Annotated in this window: 14 protein-coding genes; 1 reads left to right on the top strand and 13 read right to left on the bottom strand. The window is 36.5% G+C overall.

Annotated elements, in window-relative coordinates; genetic code table 11:
* Positions 1-14 precede the first annotated feature (14 nt).
* The 12 genes from BM146_RS00465 to BM146_RS00410 form a co-directional block, all read right to left on the bottom strand.
* Positions 15-899, bottom strand: a complete 885-nt coding sequence (locus BM146_RS00465; RefSeq protein WP_177201544.1) for a hypothetical protein — start codon at positions 897-899, stop codon at positions 15-17.
* Positions 900-967: 68 nt separating this feature from the next.
* Positions 968-1696 (bottom strand): hypothetical protein, encoded by a 729-nt coding sequence (locus BM146_RS00460; protein ID WP_074882811.1) that lies wholly within the window; start codon positions 1694-1696, stop codon positions 968-970.
* 191 nt (positions 1697-1887) lie between these two features.
* Positions 1888-3180, bottom strand: coding sequence for a DUF6020 family protein (locus BM146_RS00455; RefSeq protein ID WP_143087376.1), 1293 nt, complete (start codon positions 3178-3180; stop codon positions 1888-1890).
* A gap of 23 nt (positions 3181-3203) precedes the next feature.
* Positions 3204-3689 (bottom strand): hypothetical protein, encoded by a 486-nt coding sequence (locus BM146_RS00450; RefSeq protein WP_074882808.1) that lies wholly within the window; start codon positions 3687-3689, stop codon positions 3204-3206.
* 234 nt (positions 3690-3923) lie between these two features.
* A complete protein-coding gene (locus BM146_RS00445) occupies positions 3924-4937 on the bottom strand; it encodes a hypothetical protein (protein WP_074882806.1) in 1014 nt (337 codons plus the stop codon).
* 4 nt (positions 4938-4941) lie between these two features.
* Positions 4942-5883: a glycosyltransferase gene (locus BM146_RS00440; RefSeq protein WP_074882804.1), complete on the bottom strand. Its 942-nt coding sequence runs from the start codon at positions 5881-5883 to the stop codon at positions 4942-4944.
* Between the two features lie 43 nt (positions 5884-5926).
* Positions 5927-6466 carry an acyltransferase gene (locus tag BM146_RS00435; RefSeq protein WP_242949310.1) on the bottom strand — a complete coding sequence of 180 codons (540 nt, stop codon included), beginning with the start codon at positions 6464-6466 and terminating at the stop codon, positions 5927-5929.
* Positions 6467-6504: 38 nt separating this feature from the next.
* Entirely contained in the window at positions 6505-8109 is a 1605-nt protein-coding gene (locus tag BM146_RS00430) for a hypothetical protein (protein WP_074882800.1), read from the bottom strand.
* Positions 8091-10106 (bottom strand): hypothetical protein, encoded by a 2016-nt coding sequence (locus tag BM146_RS00425; RefSeq protein ID WP_207649878.1) that lies wholly within the window; start codon positions 10104-10106, stop codon positions 8091-8093. Before BM146_RS00425 ends, BM146_RS00430 begins: the two co-directional genes overlap by 19 nt.
* Before the next feature lie 56 nt (positions 10107-10162).
* Positions 10163-12424: a 6-pyruvoyl-tetrahydropterin synthase-related protein gene (locus tag BM146_RS00420; RefSeq protein ID WP_207649877.1), complete on the bottom strand. Its 2262-nt coding sequence runs from the start codon at positions 12422-12424 to the stop codon at positions 10163-10165.
* A gap of 134 nt (positions 12425-12558) precedes the next feature.
* Positions 12559-13620, bottom strand: a complete 1062-nt coding sequence (locus BM146_RS00415; RefSeq protein WP_074882795.1) for a hypothetical protein — start codon at positions 13618-13620, stop codon at positions 12559-12561.
* 13 nt (positions 13621-13633) lie between these two features.
* Positions 13634-14923, bottom strand: a complete 1290-nt coding sequence (locus BM146_RS00410) for an MBOAT family O-acyltransferase (RefSeq protein WP_242949309.1) — start codon at positions 14921-14923, stop codon at positions 13634-13636.
* A 256-nt stretch (positions 14924-15179) separates the two neighbouring features.
* On the opposite strand from BM146_RS00410, the gene pseC reads away from it, so the two are divergent.
* The gene (gene pseC / locus BM146_RS00405) at positions 15180-16373 is read left to right on the top strand and encodes a UDP-4-amino-4,6-dideoxy-N-acetyl-beta-L-altrosamine transaminase (RefSeq protein WP_074882791.1); all 1194 of its coding nucleotides are present in this window, start codon (positions 15180-15182) and stop codon (positions 16371-16373) included.
* Between the two features lie 62 nt (positions 16374-16435).
* On the opposite strand, the gene BM146_RS00400 is transcribed toward pseC, so the two are convergent.
* Entirely contained in the window at positions 16436-17908 is a 1473-nt protein-coding gene (locus BM146_RS00400; protein ID WP_074882788.1) for a glucosyltransferase domain-containing protein, read from the bottom strand.
* Positions 17909-17929 lie beyond the last annotated feature (21 nt).

Here is a 17929-nt window from a genome sequence, read left to right as displayed (position 1 = left end):
GTCATAGTTGTACTTTATATAGGATTATTCTCTAATTTCTGATCTGCTATTACATTGCCTCGTCCTGCATCTGCATTTTTCGTAGCTAAAAGATCCCTACACTTAGGATAATTGTCAATTATATTTCGCCACGCAACAGAATTTTTGTCTTCCAATGCATTTGAATAGAATAGCCCCGTTTTCTGAGTCCTTAATATTGAAAAATACACCTTTGCAGGTCTGTCCACTCTGACAGCTTTAGTATTATTTAAGAGCGCCATAGACTTAAGCCATAAATCATCAGCATTTAAGCAAAGCTTTATAATAGCCTCTTTGTTAAATACTTCATCAGAAATACAATGAGGTGGATAAAGCACTCCTCCAACTCCTGTAGGAATAAGATAATATGATGGATAGCTTCCATCCTCAGAGTGCTCCCACTTATCAGCAGAAAATACATCGCCATTTTCATCGGGAACAAACTCATGTCCCCATGTACAGACAACAGTATCCGGATATTGCTCTGATGTAGTCATCAATGCTTCTACAAGATTCTCCGGATAGAAAATATCATCATCAACAGTTATAACATATGAATCAGGGTTTTCTTTCATCGTATAATAATACTTTTTATGAGGACGCAGATCATCACAAAATCTAATAGTAAGTCCTTTTCTTTTCAGTTCCAACAACTTTTTCGGTAAATTACATTCTTCGTTTGGAAATTGATCTTTAGCAAGCCATAATATTACTTTTCCTGGTTTCACTGTCTGATTAAGGAGAGTAGTAATTGTTAAATGAACTGTACCAATTCTTGCAGGATAGCTAGTTAGAGAAATAATTACATTACTATCACTATCAATGCCATTACCACATTTTCCAAAAATGGGATAAAATATGTTCACTATACCTTTATTCACTTTGTAATGTAATGAAGTAATCATTGTATTTTTATGCTTCAATGGTGCTTCATATAATTTCTGTATATTCACTTATTACAAACCCTTCCATAAAAATTAAGTCTGCTAAGTACATCCCTAATCTTGCTTTTCCATTCAACATACTCATACTTTATACCGCCGCTTCCGCTTTGTCCCACTATTCTGGGATAAAGCGGAAAATTCCTTGTTGGCAAATGATTTCTTAGGACAACATCTCTATACACGCACTCAAGAATATACCCATTATTATCATCAACCTTCTTGTACTCTTCAAGAAAATACTTTTTAAAAACATTTACCGGCATTGCATAAAGCCTTGTGTCATAGATATCTCTTCTATGAATATTAGGAATATTGAAGTATATTCTGGTCTTATCCACTTTTTTTACAATGTGGGGCATGTTGTCCACAATAAGTCTGCCAGTAGTCTTGATAAGATAATCATCTTTCTTAGCTAAAATGCTGTTACTAAGAACATATTTCATTATTTCGCCCTCGCCATAGCCTTTTCCATGACGGACAACCGATTCATTGTCTCCCTTAAAAGATAATACTTCAAGCTGTACACCATTACCTTGAGCCAATCTGTGAAGATTAGCGAAGGCATCCGTTCCAAATCCACTATTATCACAAAAAATTATTTTTGCATCAGGCTTTGCTTCAATAAGCTTTTTTAAAGCCAATATATACTGTTCCAATCTGCTTTTATGATCCCTAAGTGCAAGTTGCCCTATGTGTTTTTCAGGAACAATTGTCCCAGTTATAATAATTACCATTTTGCTATTACCTTAGCCTTGTTACTGCATCACGATAAGAGATTAACCTCACTTTCAGAATACCTCGCAAAAATCTTCCTACATGTTGCAGCATCTTTTGCTCATTTTTCATTTCTAAGTTTTATATATGCTATAACAAGCCGAGCTATATTTTAGCATATTTCCGTTAATTTTTTCTCTTGCAATATTTATTACATAGCAATTGCGATTCCCACCATTAGCATATTAGTATAAATTACGGGGAGTGCATATCTAGCGCCGTTATTCATATATGTAGGACTTGCAAGACACACCATTATGCCAATTACTGATGGGATTAAAAGAAAAATAAGTTTATAATTTTTCCTCTGTATCGCCCAAAAAAGTATTCCTATGGGAATCCATAGTTGAATAGCCACATTTACAAACGGAAATATTATCGGAAAATTCTCATACGCACTAACATTATCTTTTATATCTTCTCTCACCTTATAGAGGCTATCCGGAACAATAAATTGAACCATCCTATCGTTCCAAACCTGACCATACATCCCGGATACTACAGGTGAATTTCCCATTCTGATGTCTGGGTACATGAATCCAATCGAGTTATGAAGAAAGGCATCTAAATATATATCAGGATTTCGAAAACCTTCCTTTAGCCACACTCCAAAATATTTCAAAAGTTTTCCAATATCATCTGAATGGTATGTTCCCTTCACAACATCAGAGAGTTCTGGGTCATATTCAGTTGATATTATATCAAGAGAAAGTACATCATTGATAATTTCAGCATCTTTATCACTTATTTCACTTCTTCGCCATGTAGCCAGACGAGCTGTTTGTTGGAACGGGACAGACAAAGCTTCTGCTTCTGATGTTCCTTTAATGCCAAGTGCAGGCAAAAGAGCCGAAGAGTAAAACATATATATTAAAGCACAAGCAAATAGCGAAAAAAAGAGCTTTTTCTCTAAAAAACTCTTTTTGAATAGTGATGCAATCACTAGCACAATTAGCAATCCTCCAACAATAAAAATACCATTATTCCTAAGAATGCATACTATAAATCCTGTGATTGCAATAAAAAAACCTTTGTCAAAACATTCTTCCAATACTTGCTGCACTACCAATAAAACAAATAGCAATACCGCACACGAAAATGGGGCATCTTTTACCACAGATGTAATGTATCCGGGATAATTGGGAACTAATGCAAAAACTATAACGCTCATATAAACAAATAGAACCGGCATTTTCAGCCTTCTCATAACAAGCGCAGCATATGAAAAAATAAATGCTCCGATTATAGTTTGAACAATGCAGTAAACAAATATACCAATATTTGCGCTTCCTAATAAGTTCTGTCCTGCTAAAACAAAAATGCCCATTGACACTGATGATGCTACCGGCCAATGATTAGTCATCGTACCTTCCAGAAAATCCGCGATCTGATGATAAGCATCACATTCAAATCCAGCCGGATATCTAAGAATAACGTATGGCATCCAACATATTGCCAATATGACCGCTACCAAATAAAACTGTTTCTTTTCAGAACATATGTACCCCCCCAATTTTTATTCCAATTTTCTAGCAAACATACATTTTTCATGATATGCATCAGTATAAATCTTGATATATAGTACATTCCCATCAAGAAAACTAAGTCAAATAGTATCATTCGCATACTATGCATGTTCTCAGCAAATTTTCCAACCGTTGAAATATTTAAACCGGCAAGAAACACAAAAGAAAAAATAAGTGCGAATGTTTTTTGCCACATTTCATTTGATAATTCATCTATCGACCTATTCACATACAATCCAATCATAAAAAAAACTATAGTTGCAATAAAAGAATACGGAAATATAAGCTTTATTGCTTCTGTCCAGACAAACTCTTCCATATCAAATATTTTTTTAAAAAAATCGTTAAGATACATACTCAAAGAAGAATATATGAGCAGCATAACAAATATCTTTTTTACCATTTTAAGCCTTTTAGCTCTCAACATTTTTATCTATCTCCCTATCGTTTCTCTATAGTAAGCTTCATGATAAGCCGACGTTTATTAGAAATAAATCATGCATTCTTGAATCAACAATTCAAGAATGCATCAACCAAGCCAATTTAAATCGACTTCGTCGATGAGGCTTGGTTGACTCTTCACTCATATTCTCACGAAATCCGCAGTATATGCGGATTTCTGGAATTTAGTTCAAGAAGTCATACCATTTCAGCTTAATAATTATGTACGTAACTTTCTAAGATCATAAAGATCTGAAATACTCTTCATTTTGAATCTCAAAATGTATTTCTGCACAAATTTGATAATAGGGTTGCTGGCATAGGACTGTGCCACGTAAAAAGTAATTCCGTATTTTTCTTCAAGCTCTTTTCTAAGTGATTCGATTTCCTTAAGGTATGGTCTGTAAATAATGTCTTTTGTCTTTTTTGAGTGCGTTTCAGACCTGATTATTATATAGTTGTGGTTTATATAACGCATGGACTGGAAATGATAAAAAATAATAGGGAATTCTTTTCCTGTGGATTTTTCTCTTAATATCGGTGACAGCTCATTTGATTTCCCTGTGTATTCGTACTGTGCAAGGTTCCAGGGAGCAACACCTCCGCCAAGGTTTTGAAGCTCGTGAACGCCTTTAAAAAGCTGCGGAAATTTCATCAGATATTTCTGATCACCCATCCTGTCTTTTTCATAAATATGATAGCACCATTCAAAGCAGCGCTCCTTCCACCAGGAAAGTGCTTCTCTTGAATTTTCCGAGTTATCAAAATAGTTAAATTCGACGCAGTATTTACCACTCCTGTCTTGCAGCCTTTTATCCTTGAGACTGTTTGAGAAGCGATGTGGTGTTATAACTACGTTTGCATCTGCTGAATTAATCTCATCAAACAGCACCTTAGGATCAGAAAAAAAATACAGATCCGAATCTATATAAGTGCAATTATCCTCATGAAAATTATCAAGAATATACTCAATACTAACCGGGGTACATGTCCAGCAGTATTCAGCTTTTGAACGCTCCTGTTTAATTTTTTTTAATATTGGATAGGCATTTTCAAGGTCTTCATTTCGTAGTATTACCGCATGTTCGAGATTCATATCGCAAAGAACTTCAAAAGCCTTATCATCAAACGCATAAATATATAGCTTAAAATCATCTGCCACCCTCTCTAAAGACCTGTACAAAGCCAGTGCCTTATCAAGATAGTAACTGTCAAACAATGTTGTAAAGATCATATTCTTAAAAATTCCTCTTCAAGTCATAAAGCTTAACATAGCACCTTTTTAGATAATACTTACATGATGTCTTAAATCCTTTTCTGGGAAATTCAGCAGCTTCTTTTTCAATCATCGCATCAGGTGCAACATTTTCAAAAACGCAATTTTTCCTATTCTCAATCAGGGGCGTAAAATACTGAGCATCCTCACTTGCATTTGAGTGAGTTCCACTTCCGTCAAAGCCTGCATTTGTAACGTAGCTGTCTTTAGGATAAACTGTCAAAAGATCTTTCTTTAAAAGGTTGAGCACCCACCTGACAGCCCAGGAACTAATTTTTCCCTGGTACTGCAGCAACATCAATAAATCCCAGCCATTTTCCGTATTCTCAAATTTTCTCCTAAGTTCCTTATCTCTAAAATAGGCATCAAAATCAACATCAGCCCATGACGCTTTATCCCATCTGTCAGCCCATGTAGCCCATCCCCAACAATCTCCCTTATGCATGATATAGATGTCTCTATCATAGTTTTTCAGCACTTTTAAGGGGTATGTATAGGCACTGACAGCACCGATATTGGCATTATCCTCGTAATAATCCAAAGCCCCATTCATATAGGACAAAAATTTATCCGACACGATCAGATCATCTTCAACAATAATTGCTTTTCCATATTTTTCCAGTGTTTGCGTAACGCCTTCAATTATAGATTTGGCAAGACCTTTGTTTTTGTCAGCTTCTATGACAGTAACAGACGCAAAACCAGCCCTTTTCTTGTAATACCTCAAAGCTTGTCGCACAGCCTTAACTTTATCTGCCCCTGCTTCGCTCTTTGCCCCATCTGAATAAACAATAAGATCTGTCTCTTTTGCTTCTTCATTTTTCTCAACAGATTCAAGGCACTTTATTATCTTATCTGCCCTGTTATATGCAAATGCCACAACAGGTGCATAAACCTCTTTCAATATTCTACCTCCAAACCGATATAACTTTCAGGTTGGCAAATCATCATTTTATCTTCCTTATAACTTTCGCCGGATTACCTGCTATAACAGATCCATCTTCAAATTTTCCGGCCACTACCGCTCCTGCTCCGACAACGCAACCGTCCCCAAGAACCGTTCCCTTGAGAATCAATGTGTTGCAGCCTATAAAGCAATCTTTTCCGATATGTATTTCTTTTGTTGGAACAAGGTCCGAGTCTCCGCCTTTGACATCAGCAAGGAGCTTATTTCTGCTTTCGGCCTCAATTGGATGAAAATCATTGTCCAATATTTTGCAATTTCCACCAACGCAGGTGTTATCACCAATATATATGCCTTTTCGAGCGTATATGGTTGCACCGGAAATTCCCACGTTATTACCAATTACGATTTTGGCTCCTGCTGCCCTTGTAACAATAATTGTTCTGCTATACAGCCCTACAAGATTGGATAAAAAACTGCTTTTTACAGTCACGTCATCGCCAATATTTATTTCAGCGCCTTTCTTGTTAAAAATAACAGGAATGCCCTTGAACTTCAGGTTCTTGCCATATTTAATTTTCATAAATGTCAATAATAGTTTTAGCATTAGGATTAACCCCATCAATTTCCGAACACGACATATCTGTCATCCTGATAAATCATACTAATTTCAGGATGTCTGTCTGTAAATTCATAATATTGATCATCATTTTTGGCAACAAAGAAATATCTTCCCTCAGGAAGCCCATTAGAATGTGCCACCTTCTGAAGCCATGGATCAATATCATCTGCTTGGTATTCATCAAGAATCCACATCTCAATATTACCATCAGAAAGTTCTGTCAAAAGATTTCCATCCCAGAATCTTGCCACCCCTTGCGTGTAGCCATTATCCTCAACGATATGAAGTACCTCATCATATCCCGGTCTTGCTCTAAAGTTATGTTCGACTTTTTCCATGTGATTCGCATTTTCCTCATCGAAAAATGTATTTTCATCAAACTGATTTGCAAGTGTCCCAACTGATGTGAAAAGCAACATAATAAAAGCCAAATTCAACAAAATTTTCCGACTCGCCACGAACACATATTTTTCCGTTTTTAGTTCTAGAACAATCAAAAACAGCCCCCATGGAACTGCCGACTGAAAATATTGGATTTCGCCTCCAACGTATGAAAAGATAAATATGCAAAATACAATTATCGAAATAGATATCGCTGTCAAGTACTGTTCCCAAATACACAGAGCGTTAAATCTCCTGATTAGACAAATTGCCGATACGACAGTTACTACTCCAATCAAAAGTCCAATCATTGAGGCAATTCCCTTAAAAGATAAAAGCTGCTTGCCATTAGCAAATCCAAAACTCCATATGTAGTATCTCAAACAATCCAGAACGGTTCTGCCATTTATTTTTGTATCGCCAAACTGCTGAAAATAATAGCTGCAAGCAAGTACTTTAGAGTTGATCAAATAACCAATAAATGAGAAAAATGTACTTAAACCAGCCAGTCCAAACATCCTCATCTGAGTAGTTTTAAACAGATTCTCTTGCTTTATTGTTTCTTTCCTTATGCCATACAAAAGCATAAATCCGGTAGCCAAGACAAAGGGAGCATAGAAAACCATGAGCTGCTTAACTCCATTCATACCTGACAACAAGCCGAGCAAAGCAATAACAGTCAACATACCAAACTGTTTTATTTTCTGATGTTTACTACTTATAACTTTACCTTTGCCACTACCGGATACTCTTTCTTTGTTTCTGACAATAGCAACAGACAATGTCATCGTAAAAAACGCTATAATAACGTATGGAAGATAATATCCTCCGTACAAAGTCTGCCAAAAATACCAGCTTCCACCGGGCATAAGCGCGATTGCCGCCCCATACTTAGCAGCATCTTTCATACCCAGACTATTAAACATCAGTACAATGGCTACTACGAATACGATAAGTGCAAGCGCCATCCCTATAGTTCTTGCCATATGCCAGTTCTTAGGAGACAGTAATAATCCTATCCTGTAAAACCATTGCATTTCCAGAACCCTTATCTCCGTAGAATAATACCAACTGTGAGTTAGGCCTGTTATAGATTTCTCAGAATTCAATATATCCGAAAGAATCATCTCTGATGCCATATCTGAATCTAAAAGTTTCTCTCCAAAAAAACTCATAAACAGCACATCTATTAAATATGCAATTGTCATCCAGATATATGCCATGTCTGTCCCTCTTCCAAAACTTCCGATGTTGTGAATATTTCTCCATTATCTGATACAGTGAGTATTCTGCCATCCTCGGTTTCTATAATATATCCGCCATCCGTTTCCGTGATTATCCAGCTTTGGTCAGCGTAATCATAAAAGTCCTCATAATCTCCGACAAAAACATCCACGCTGTTCCTGTCATTGCCATACTGAAGATACAGCATTTCATCAGGAAAATATATTCTGGATTTCCCCTGATAGCTCATAATTCTGACTATGCTGCCGGAATCTGATATTGTCACTTTTTGACTGTCGCCTTCAAAAAGCAATGTTATTTCTCTTCCATCTGCTACACCAATGGTATAATCACCATTTTCAACACCGGCATTCGTCGTATTTTCAGCAGCATATACTATGTAGCTTTCTGTATCTGCTGTCAGATAATCACATTTACCGCCATAAAGAAACATAAATACAGCCAAAACAATAACCGTCAAAAACAATTCTTTATTAACGGCAATTTTTTCTTTATCAGCCATAAAAGTTATTCTTCTATTTAAACTCTCGTAGCCCATTATCGCATAGGGCAGAAGCAATATAAAATAACTTATTGTATACTGGCTCTTGGCTTCCCAAAACAAATGGAACAGAAAGCCTCCGATAAACATCATTATAAGGGTCAGTGTCTTGTAATAGTCATTTCTTTTTCTGTTAAATAACACAAACAGAAATGTCCCACTAAGTACAAGTATCTGCGCAATTTTTCCAAGTCTTCCCACAAAAGCGTTTCCCTTTTGACTCGCTAGAAAATAAACCCAGCTGCTTATCCTAACCTGAGAGTTGCTAAGGTCATTACTAATAAGCCATATCGATTCATATGTTGGTTCATTCCACTGTGATGCTGTCTTTCTGGTAAAAAAGCTTACTGCTTCCCATGGATTTTCTTTAAAGTATCCAAGTCTATCCTTTATATTTTGAATGGCTTCTCTTTTCTGCCCATCAGTATCATAATTATGCCAAATATAGGTCATGTCGTTGTAGGCATTATACCAGCCCGGTCCCAGTCCTGACTCCTGAAGCCCCATAGCTATATAGGAAATAGGGCTTGATCCCTGTCCAATATCTTCACCTGTTATAATTTCAAGTGTCCACTTGGCAGCCTTACTTTGTCCTAAGGAAAATATCAGCAATGCTATTATAAAGCCAAAAGTCCATTTCTTGTGTTCACCAAAAAGATGAATAGCAGCATAAATCAGCATTCCAATCAGGAATATCATGAAATTGGATTTGAGCATCATCGCAAAAGCTATACATATAGAGGAAATAAGTATATTTTTGACATTCCTCTTTTCAAAAAAATCCATCTCACTATTTATAGCAACGAGTGTAAGGGCAAGTCCCCCCATATTTCCATAGACAAAAGAAACATAAATAATCATTGGGAGGTATATAATTCCAAAAAAAGGAATCAGGAGTTTTCCAAAATTAGACAGACCTATTCTGCAGCCAAATTTAACAAGTTCTTTATATATAACAATCAGTGCAACAGCATTGGCGAGCTGAAATACAATATAGTTTTCATTCCCAAATATAAATGAAAAAACATAGCTTACAAGCAACATTCCCACCTGATTGACATGTCCGCCTATGTAACCGTATTTTGCAAATTCTCTGTAGTCACCGAAATGCATTCTGTATGCAACAGATTGTATCTCATACTGATCAGCATTTGGAATATACTGGGATGTCAAAATCCAAAAAACAGATATTCCTCCCAGTATTAAAAACAGAATATCAGATATCTTCCTATACAGTTCATTGTTACTATTGACCTTTGTTATAAGCAATGTCACCCTATTATTTCTATTAATCACAAAGGAAATAATAATCGCAAGTACAACAACTGCTAAAGTCCATAAAGGTGAATCCTTAACAAGCATGACCTTTTCCGGAACAAGGATATATGTAGTGGAAAAAAGCCCGATAAACAAAAGAAATATTAATATCGGCACCACAAAAAGTGTAACTATGCTTTCATAAAATTTAACAATAAATTTACTAAAACCACTCATCCGTTTTTCTTTCTGTTCAAGACCGGTGTCAAACACTCAGGCCTTTTTATATAGCAAATGATTCCTAGGATCGTAACCAAAGAAATAATATAAGACAAATTCCAGTAAACAGGTGGGGCAAATCTGACATTCATGCTCCCACTGTATCTGGCAGGTATCATAACGCGCAGCTTACCCTCATCACTGGTAACTATATATAATCCATCATAGTCGCCCGATACCTTATAGCCATAATAGCCCTGAAGCGGTAAGTCTATATACTGTTCAGCGTCGGATGTATTTGTCACATTTGCGGTGACATTAAGGGCTTTTTTGCTATAGTCCGAAACTATAACCACAGCCTCATCAGATACCACAGGATCTTTTGACAATACAGGAGTCAGGTTATAAAGCGTATACTCACCGCTTGATTTTTCCCAATAAGCATCTCCTTCATCATGATCATACACTCTCTCCTCTGTGGGCTGCATTGAACTGTACTCAAACACATATCTGCTTGCGTAAAAGCAAGAAAGGGCAGCCAGGCATATAGCTACAGTTCTGATTGTTTTCCTGCCACTTCCTTCATTATACCTAAAGATAAGTGCCAAAAGTGTGCAGGCAAGTACCGGTCCAACAGACATGAATCTGAATGAAAACTGGAGATTTCTAAGTACAGGCTCCATTGAAGGAATGTTTTTATATATCCATGCATAAGGAAAGAAATTAGATGCCATGAATACAATGAGTCCAAATATTGCAATTATTACTCCAATACCTCTTTTTTTCTCTTTATTATCCTCTTTTAGCCACAAATAAAGAGAAAAAAGAACTATTAAAAGGCATGCTGGCCCCATTGTTATCGGAAGTTCTCTGTACATTCCGTTTGTAACCGAATTATTAAAATCAGAAAAATGATCCGAGAACATCTGCACAAGATAAATAGATGTCTCATTCAAAGGGCTGAATATAACTTCTCTTAGCTTATTATGGGCAAAGGAATCAAGAAAAGGTACTATAAAATAAAGATTAGCCAGTATCGCAATCCCCACTGCCTTTAAAAGCGTTAAATAAACATCTTTTTTCACTGTCTTTTTTATACAGATCAGCATAAAAACAATAATGAGTAAAACTGAAATAAGTGACGACAAAACATGTGTTGATGCAAGGCCGCAGGCACCAAGAACGAGGTATATCCAGGACTTTTTGGTCTCATTCTCATGATAAACTTCCCATAGTCCCAGTATAAGGAGAGGGAAAAATGAGATGGCAGTCCACTCACCCACATCTGCTCTCTGATACATATCAATCACTCTGTATACGCAAAGCACATAAGCGCTTGCAGCTATTTCACCGGCTCTTTTGGAATTTCCTATCTTTTTAAATGAAAAGTAGGCAATGAAAGCTGTCAATACATTAACCGATATCACCAAAAACCTGTACGCTGCCGCCAGAGAAAATCCGGCAATATACAAGAGCGCCGGAATAAAAAGAAGAGTATCTCCATAAAAAATACCGGAAGCGTAACCATATCCATTTTTCCAATCGGGCATAACATAAACCGGAAAATATCCCATTTTCAATGAATGTGCTATCTGGTATATTCTCTGCATATGAAATCCCAGATCATCTCCATAGCCTATGCTATCTCTCAGAATCGGAAAAAGCGCTATGAGCGTTGCTGTGCTCATAACTATAATAACTTCCGCATTATCCTTGATATATCTCCCTGCCCTTTCCCTGTAAAAGAGACAAAGTACAAGAATCAGATCTATTACAGCAAATATCGCAAATAAAACTATAGCGCCATGTGCTGCCGACTCGAATCTGCAATAAGATATCGATAAGCCGGTAATAAGGATATAGCAATCACTATCATCATCTATACCATTTTCAATCCTGGCAGTCACATTATCGCCGTAAACATAAACATGATAATTGATGGTATCAACGTCATCTACAAGTTTGGCAATACCGGAATTTATGTATCCCACAGGAATGTCTTCAGGAATCACCTTTGACCAGCAGCCAATATTTTCGTTGCGTCTTGTATTATTTGACTGATATTCTATCCTGACATTATAAACGCCTCTGTTCAATGTAAATACCGGTGACAAAAGGCTTTTGCTCTCACCATCGTAAGAGGCATCCAAATATGTCGATGGTTCAATTTCTTCTCCATAAGAGCTATACATCAGATCATCTGCCGAAATCGGTATGTCTTCTCTTGACTTGGCAAGTGCCATTGTGGTCGTAAATAATAATAAAATTTCTGCCACAATAACCACCAAAAATATCCATTTGTTTTTCATTTAAAATCCACGTTCCCTTCAAGCTATATGCTATAAAACTTCATATCAAAAAATCTTTTTTCCGCTCTCTTGGAGCGCTTTTACCCTCTTACAATTATATATTACTTGTTCTCTTTTATCAGCTTTTCGTAATCATATCCCGTATAGTATTCTTCCAACATATCAAAATATTCTTCATAATTATCCACGGTGAGAAGTTGCCTGTTTTCGCTTATTGATTGCAATATCACTGAGTTCAGCTCGTTTTTGTAATGAAATTCATCCTGATAAAGTGATATATCTGTCGTATACTCGGTCATATCCGCAAAGCTGTATAGTTTAATGTTGTCACATTTGAGCATCATTTCGGCAGAAATCCTAAGCGTTTCAAACATTTTATGCAGATCACCATTAACCGCATAGTCTCTCCAAAGAATTATCCCATAAGGCGGAATAAAATAAATGAATGTAGTTTCCGGATGATCTTTAGCCAAAGATATAATATTGTACTCAACATTCTCTCTAAGGCTTGTCATTTCTTCTTCACTAAGTTCTTTTTGCTCATCCGCAATCGGAAGCGGTTCTCTTTCGGATATCAAATCTCCCGACTCATACTCTCCATAAACATAATCATCAAAAGATGTATGTCCACCAGGAATTTTTTCCACAAATCTCTTTTTGAGCATAGGAATAAGATAATCCTTGAAAATATCTATATTACAAACGTACTGATAGTCATCAAAAATATTGTGATTGTATAGATACTGTGGGTAAACTCCAAGATCTTTTCTAACCCATTCCTTATCATCTGTAAGATGATTCATATCAAGAGATCTGAATACAATCTTCAGATTATGTCCCGTTTCAAATGATGTTCTTACAAGTTCAGCAGTCTCATAAAAAGTTGCCCCAGCAAAAGGCAGCTTAACTGAATCAGTTCCAAAAATGCTGTCAAATTCACTGCTACGATAATGCTCAGTAAGCGAAGTTCCCGTTATAATAGAATCGTATTCAAATTTTCCGGCAATTCCTATATTCTGCGATCGTTCATTGTCTAATACGTAGTAATAATTATTTAAGGGACTATGGTAGTGAAAAAATGGATCCAGATATACCGTGCAAAGTATTGCAGCGGCAACAAATAATATAAAACTGGTAAAAAACACAACAATTTTCTTTTTCATATATCACACCATATCAAAAGTTAAAGTAAAGGAATATTGATACTCTGTTAAGAGTCAGGAGACATAGCACCCAAAGTGCTGCCGCTCCGACTATTGCCGGGTATGTCATCCTTTTTTCCCTCACATAATTATTGGGAAGAAAAATGCAAATAGCAAATGCCATCGCCATCAGAATATCAGGTCTGATATACGAGTTGAAGCTCTTAAGCATCTCAGAGCTCACGGCTAGCTCATGAGTATTCAGACTCAACATCTTTTTAATCATTACTGCAAATTCTTTTAAACCCTTTGCTCCAAATAGAAGCCACAAAAAATTTATGGTCAGGAAATTCACCGACCATTTTATAAACTTTGGAATTCTTTCCGCAAATCTGCCTGTGTACCTATTGATGATTGATAGAACTCCGTTTAATATTCCCCACAGAATAAAAGTATAGTTTGCTCCGTGCCATATACCACTGACAGTAAATACAACCATGATGTTAAATATGGTCTTCAGATTGCCTTTCCTGTTTCCACCAAGCGGAATATATATATACCTCGTGAGAAAGCGAGTAAGCGACATATGCCATCTTTTCCAAAAATCTGCAATGGATAATGATTTGTACGGTGAATTGAAGTTCTGTGGAAGACTAAAATTAAACATTTTGGCAATTCCGCATGCCATATCTGAGTATCCACTAAAATCAAAGTATATCTGAAATGTATACGCAAAAGAAAGAATCCATGCATCAATAGCACTCAGAGCTTCAAGGTTTTCGTGTCCCCAGCTGACTCCGTTTCCCAGACAATCTGCGATAAAAACTTTTTTTGCCAGTCCCAATATAAACCATATAATTCCAGCTAACAGGTTTTCGTAATTAATTTTTCTTTTGCTTTCGTCCCTGTATTGAGGTATTAGTTCGTCATGATATACTATGGGTCCTGCTACAAGCTGTGGAAAAAAAGTAACGAAAAGCGCATATTCCCTTAGGCTGTACGTCATTTTTCTATCATTATATGCATCTACAAGAAAAGATATCTGCTGAATTGTATAGAAGCTAATTCCAAGAGGTAAAGCGACAGAATTTATGACAAAATCAGTTCCAAAAAAGTAGTTTACATTCCATTTAATAAATGAGAGATATTTAAAATATCCGATTATTGCTATATTAAATATAAGCCCTACTATTAACAGTACTCTTCTATAGCGGATTTTTTCTTCTTTAGCAATATAGCGCGCAAGAATATAATTTGCGATTATGCTGCCAACAATTATAAATACGTAAGATGGATTGTTATACCCATAAAAAACCAGCGACATTACAAACAACAATATTTGTGCGGCTTTATTACTGTAACGATTAATAAAAAAATATCCGCTTAGAGTTAATGGCAAAAAAACAAGGATAAAAATGAAAGAATTAAACAGCATCGGCCTAGCCCCTTTTTAATATCATATACATTATAGAGGAAAAAGCAGACGGTGCAACAGTTCATAAATCGATTTTTTTTACTCATTTCAGTCAAATAGTATATAATGGTTTAGTATTTATATATTCAATTATTAGGAGAAAAATATGGAAAAACTTGCAATAGATGGTGGAACGCCGGTTAGAAAAGAAAAGATATTTTATGGCCGCCAGTGGGTTGACGCAAAAGATGTCGAAGCAGTTTCAAAGGTCCTCACAGGTGATTACCTTACATGTGGTCCAACTGTTACAGCTCTCGAGCAAAAAATCTGTGAAGTAACAGATGCAAAATACGCTGTATCTGTATGCAATGGAACAGCAGCTCTTCACTGTGCCTGCATCGCAGCTGGTCTTGGAAAAGGCGATGAAGTTATTACTACACCTATTACCTTTGCAGCCTCTGCAAATTGCGCAGTTTATGTCGGTGCTACTCCTGTTTTTGCTGACATCAATCCGGAAACTTACAACATTGATCCTGACAGCATTGAAGCTCATATAACCGATAAGACCAAAGCCATAGTCGCAGTAGATTTCACAGGTCAGGCTGTTGAACATAAGAGAATCAGGGAAATTTGCGATAAGCATGGTCTTATTTTCATCGAAGATGCTGCTCACGCAATAGGCACAAAATATGACGGAAAACCTGTTGGGTCTCTTGCAGATATGACCTGTTTTAGCTTCCACCCAGTAAAAACAGTTACAGCAGGTGAAGGCGGAGCAATCACAACCAATGACCCTGAACTTTACAGAAAACTCCACCTTGCTTCACAGCATGGAATCGTCAGAAATCCTGCTGAAATGGTTGAAAAACCCGAAGGGCCTTGGGTATACGAGATGCAGGAGCTTGGATTCAACTATAGAATGACTGATTTTCAGGCAGCTCTCCTTATCAGCCAGCTTAATAAGCTCGATAAGTTCTCTGCTCGCAGAAGAGAGATTGTTAATAAATACAATGAAGCATTTAAAGATATCCCAGAACTGTTCATTCAGAAAGAGATTCCTGAATCCGATACAACAAGACATTTATACATCATTCAGCTTAAACTCGATAAACTCACCTGCACAAGAAGACAGTTTTTTGATGCACTTGCAGCGGAGAATGTTCAGCCTCAGGTACACTATATTCCTGTTTACTACTTCCCATTCTATGAGAAAAGAGGCTACAAGAAAGGTCTTTGCCCTGTAGCAGAGGAAATGTACAAGGGAATTATGAGTATACCTCTTTACCCTATGATGACAGATGAAGATGTTACAGATGTAATTGCTGCTGTAAAAAAAGTTGTAAATGCTTATAAGAAATAAATACACTAATAAAGCCGAGGATTACGCAATCCCCGGCTTTTTCGTGGTTTCGGATTATTTCATTAGTATATGCATAAATGAAGTTCATTTTCCTTAAATATTACCTGTTCTTCAGAATACATCCCCCAGTTATGCTCTGCAAAATACTCTGCCAGCTCTTCATCCTGCTGCCCCTCTTTGTAATCTCTTTCAAGGTATAGATTTATGGAATTAAGCGCACTCCAGCCTGTTGATTGAGCTCTAGTCATAAGCTCTGTATCGCCGTAGCCTTCATCCCACCATTTTCTGTCAGCATCTGTGTAAAAGCATATAGTATCTACAATATTCCCCGTTTCATCCTCATATTCCTTTATCTGTTCCCTAATGATCTGTGCATAATATCTGTCAACCGCATTGCACTGATACCTGTCTACAAAAACTGAGCTAAAATTAAGGTATTCGTAAGCAAGAATGATAATTGAAAAAATTATGGGAATATAATTTTTCCCACATTCCTTTTGTAAGTACATAGAGTAAAAGAAGACAACCCCAAAAATCATACCGTAGGTATAAGCTGTTCTAGGTGAAGGAAGGGCCGATCCGTTTAAAACAAAAACAAAGAAGCTTGCAAAAATGCATCCGACACATATATAGCAAATCGAAATCAACGAGATAAGCTTTGATGCTCTTGTTCTGATTATTGCGATAGCACTTATTACAATGAGCATCATGCACCAGATTGCAAATATTCCTTCGGGAAGGTTATAGAATTTTTGAAATGTAACTTCTTTTACAATTTCAATTCCTCTTTTAATTCCCTCAGCCAGTTCAAAGCTCATACTTGCGCGCTCTGTATGAAGGATATATTTTGCAACAAAAAAGGCAACTCCCATGGACAGCCCATACATAAGCGCAACATATACATTTTTCTTTATGAAGTCAGTTATGTCCTGACTGTATATCAATATAAATGGCAGGCATATGACAACAAATACCTGAACACTTGTCTGATAACTAAGAACAGCCACCAGCATACATGTAAGTGTTAATAACATTTCAGAAATCGTAATCTTAATAGATATAGATTCACTTTTTCTTTCCCAACTATTTATGGTTATGTAAGCCGCTAAAACATTAAGGAATATTGCCATCATGAAGATACCTTTTTCTTCAAACAGGAAATATTCAATTATTAAAGGATTCGAGATGGTTAAAAACGCCAAAATTGTACTTTCAATTTCTTTCTCAAGATGACGTTCGTAAACAATTGCCAGAACTGTGGTTCCCGCTGTAAGAAAGATAATTCCAAGAACCTGCATTATATGATAAATCATGCCTACGGAAATCGGCATTGCCTCCAAAACATAAAAGCACAATGCAAGAAACGGCCTTCCGTTCTCAAGACACGCTTTCCAGGCTCCCATTTGTATGAAATTATAATAGGTATCGGTAGCGTATTCGATTTTGTAATTAATCCCAAAGAAAAGGAGAGTCAGAAAAAAACTGTATAAAATGACTTTTCTGTTTTCTTTTAGCTTGTCTATTATAATTTCCATGTCCAATATTCCTCGTATCAG

It is taken from the genome of Butyrivibrio proteoclasticus (genome assembly GCF_900115735.1).
GTDB lineage: Bacteria > Bacillota > Clostridia > Lachnospirales > Lachnospiraceae > Butyrivibrio > Butyrivibrio proteoclasticus_B.
Note: the sequence above shows the minus strand (reverse complement) of the source record. Positions and strands in the feature narration are given on the sequence as shown.